The 2,952-nt window shown below is 29.3% G+C and carries 4 protein-coding genes and 1 pseudogene; all 5 read right to left on the bottom strand.

The annotated features are described in order from the left end of the window. Positions 1 to 203 (bottom strand): LacI family DNA-binding transcriptional regulator (locus tag IDG60_RS10205; RefSeq protein WP_206160664.1); only part of this gene is annotated, 203 nt, incomplete at its 3' end. Then, positions 204 to 458, bottom strand: a complete 255-nt coding sequence (locus IDG60_RS10200; RefSeq protein WP_001792107.1) for a hypothetical protein — start codon at positions 456 to 458, stop codon at positions 204 to 206. After that, positions 397 to 768, bottom strand: a complete 372-nt coding sequence (locus IDG60_RS10195; RefSeq protein ID WP_000413436.1) for a VOC family protein — start codon at positions 766 to 768, stop codon at positions 397 to 399. Before IDG60_RS10195 ends, IDG60_RS10200 begins: the two co-directional genes overlap by 62 nt. 466 nt (positions 769 to 1,234) lie before the next feature. Further along, the gene (locus IDG60_RS10190) at positions 1,235 to 2,452 is read right to left on the bottom strand and encodes an MFS transporter (RefSeq protein ID WP_000122710.1); all 1,218 of its coding nucleotides are present in this window, start codon (positions 2,450 to 2,452) and stop codon (positions 1,235 to 1,237) included. Positions 2,453 to 2,767: 315 nt separating this feature from the next. Beyond that, a pseudogene (locus tag IDG60_RS10185) lies at positions 2,768 to 2,952 on the bottom strand (NADP-dependent phosphogluconate dehydrogenase); the annotation flags it as partial.

Here is a 2,952-nt window from a genome sequence, read left to right as displayed (position 1 = left end):
CCTTTTAACACTAAACCAATTTTATATGTTTGGTTTGTAATTAAAGTTCTAGCAGCGGTATTAGGAAAATAATTCAATTCTTCCATAACTTTCTTCACTTTTGAAATTGTCGCTTCGCTAATACGTTTATTTCCTTTTATAACTCTTGAAACTGTCGAAGGAGAAACACCGGCTTTTAGTGCAACATCTTTAATCGTAACCATTTAATCACCTCCTGTTAATTTCTGCATTGGAAAACGCTTCCAACCTCTATATAATAACAGTTTAGTTACTCTTTCTAAAAAAGTCAAAAGATTTGTGCAAACGATTGCATAAAACGATAAAAATAAAACCTTCATACTGAAATTCAATCCGAAAATCAATATAAAGGTTTGTATAAATATTAAAATCGATTGTTTAGTCACTAACTGCAAAATAATTACCTTGTCCATCTTGGAAATTAAATACACGTTGACCATCCATTTCTACTATATCATGCCCAGTTAAACCTAAATCATTTAATTTTGAGTATAATGCATCAAAGTTTTTCTCTTTAAACATTAAAGATGGTGTTCCTAGGTTCACCTCTGGACTATGCTTTTCAATAAATTCTTTTGCCATAATCGTCAATGACGTTTCAGCATCTTTGGTAGGTGATACTTCAACTGCAACATAGTCCTCAGCTAACGGTGTTTCACTTACAACAACAAATTCTAAAGTTTCTGTCCAAAATGCTTTCGCTTTTTCAACATCATCAACATATAACATAACTTGATTTAACTTTTCCATAAAATAGTACCTCTATTTCTCTATAGTACATGCTATCATAACACAGTAAATATTTTATTACTTCACAAAATGCTTAAAAATATGGCGGGATGCTTTTAAGGTAATAGATATTGCTTGTGTAATTTTTAAAATTTTGTAGCCACATAGAACTTCATTAATCAAACATGTCGTCTGGGACATATATCAATGAAATACTTCGTTCAAAGTTTTCGTATTTTCTATGTCAACTTAACTGGGTGTAGCTCACATTGTCCATTAGAATGTATAACTAACATAATAAAATTAATTAAACGTACATCATTTGATTATGGAAGTTACAATCATTTGCGCAATCGAATATTATTATGTTCAAAACTTTAAGCTCCAATAACTAAAAAGAAAGTTATACAATGTTTAGTTGCCTAACTTCCTATATTGAATTCATCAGTCCAATTTGACATAGCAGCCATTTTTATTAATTTTCTTCTTAATATTCTTCAACTTGATAAAATCTATTTTTCAGTATATATAACACTAATGGTATAAATAACACAGCACTGATCGTAAGTGCATAAAATCCACCTTTATTTTCAAGTAATATACCGCCTAAAAAAAGGCCTATAGGTCTGAATGCAAAAACCATTGTTTTAAAAACACTATTAACACGTCCTAACATATTTTCTGAACATTTCTTTTGCCTCAGTGTGATTATCGCTATATTTAAAATGGATTGTGTCATATATGTCAACCCTAAAAGTGGGATGAGTATAAAAATATAAGTACTAAATGGTAACATTAATCTAAAAATTGTATCTAAAAATAATATAATTACAATTAGTTTTCCGAAATTAAATAATTTCAAGAGAAAACTTGCAGATAATGAACCGATTAGCGCACCTAATGATGAGATACCTAAAACTAACCCCAATGCTTGAGATGATTGATTCATGTCTTCCTTTACAAACATTACTATATAAATATAATAAGGTGAGATAATTAGATTGGATAAACTTACAACAACAGCCATTACTCTAATAGTTGAATTAGATAATAGATAATCAAATCCAACTTTAACATCGCTCAAAAAATTTTTTCCACTCAACTTTTCTTGATTGAATATACTCTTTGTTTCAATTTTAATTAATATCAAACTGAAAAATGAGAGTAAAAAAGTCATAGAATCTATAAAAATCAATATTGAATATCCCATATATGTATAAAGTAAACCTCCAATTATAGGGCCCAAAAATTCCGAAACATTTTGAGTAGCGTATATATAACTGTTTGCGCTCGCCAAATCTTCTTCTTTTACAATACTTGGGATTATCGAAACCTCAGAAATACTGTGAAATACTAATCCAATACCTGAAATGATTGCAACTACATAAATTTGAAAGATGCTTAACATATTGAAAAAACTTAATACTGGTATACTTAAATATGAAACGAACCTAATTATATCAGCACATTTCATTATGGTCTTCTTATTCAATCTGTCAATTAAAGCACCAGCTGGCAATCCTAAAATTGCATAAGGTATAAAACTTAGTGCAGAAACTATGCCAACTTGAAATGCAGATCCAGTAAGCTTTAAAATCATTAATGGAAAAACAAACGTAGTAAAAGCACTGCCCATGTTAGAAAAAGCTATCCCTATTAAATAAAAAGTAAAGTTCTTATTAAACAATACAGAAGTATATGACATTCTATCCCTCTTATTCATCAAATAATAAAACGTAATCTATTTATCGAAATATTAAAATTATTTACTAATGCTATCTTAATAGTATGTAAGTAAAACGTCTACACTTAAACGGACAAATTCTATGAGGATAGATATCGTTAATTTATAAAAGTTGAAAATTTTAATTTGACAAGAGAAAGAAAATCATTGAATATATCATGCGTAGAAAATTTCGATAAATACATAAGGAAAGAGACAATTTCTATCAAATAAATAATAGAAATTGTCTCTTTAACATTACCTAAATTCATAAGGTCTCAGGCTCAATGGTCAATATTATTCTTCAATCCATTGTGTATGGAATACGCCTTCTTTATCTTTTCTTTCGTACGTGTGAGCACCGAAGTAGTCACGTTGTGCTTGAATTAAGTTTGCAGGTAAATCAGCTGCACGGTAACTATCATAGTAATTAATACTTGATGAGAAACCAGGTGTTGGTACACCATTTTGAACACCAGTTG

It is taken from the genome of Staphylococcus sp. EG-SA-2 (genome assembly GCF_017152085.1).
This window is presented reverse-complemented; position numbering and strand designations above follow the sequence as displayed.

Coding starts and splice junctions, on each gene's coding strand:
- IDG60_RS10200 (WP_001792107.1), bottom strand. CDS start 458: ATGGTCAACGTGTATTTAATTTCCAAGATGGACAAGGTAATTATTTTG.
- IDG60_RS10195 (WP_000413436.1), bottom strand. CDS start 768: ATGGAAAAGTTAAATCAAGTTATGTTATATGTTGATGATGTTGAAAAA.
- IDG60_RS10190 (WP_000122710.1), bottom strand. CDS start 2,452: ATGTCATATACTTCTGTATTGTTTAATAAGAACTTTACTTTTTATTTA.